Source organism: Neisseria sp. HMSC064D07, from assembly GCF_001837185.1.
GTDB lineage: Bacteria > Pseudomonadota > Gammaproteobacteria > Burkholderiales > Neisseriaceae > Neisseria > Neisseria flavescens_C.
In genome coordinates this window covers 1-290 of sequence record NZ_KV831686.1, presented here as the reverse complement: position 1 = coordinate 290, position 290 = coordinate 1, and the positions used below count along the sequence as shown (strand labels likewise).

At 51.7% G+C, this 290-nt stretch carries 1 pseudogene; it reads right to left on the bottom strand.

What is annotated here, in order from left to right:
• A pseudogene (locus tag HMPREF2608_RS11360) lies at positions 1-290 on the bottom strand (IS5/IS1182 family transposase); the annotation flags it as partial.

The following is a 290-nucleotide window of genomic DNA, read 5'->3' as shown; positions in this document are numbered from 1 at the left end:
TCTCGATATAGCCTTCCGCATCGGTACGGGTATGCTGTTTGTAACCGAGTCTGTATAAACCGTTTTTCTTTGTCCAGCGGGCATCGCTGTCTTTGCTCGGTGTGGTTTGGCCGCTGACTTGCCCTTCTTCATCGACTTCTATGGCCTGACACTGTTTGCTGCCGGCGGTCTGAATAATGGTGGCGTCAACGACGGCGGCGGATGCTTTCTCTACTTTTAGGTTTTTTTCGGTCAATTGTCGGTTGATCAGTTGCAACAATTCGGACAGGGTGTCGTCTTGCGCCAGCCAG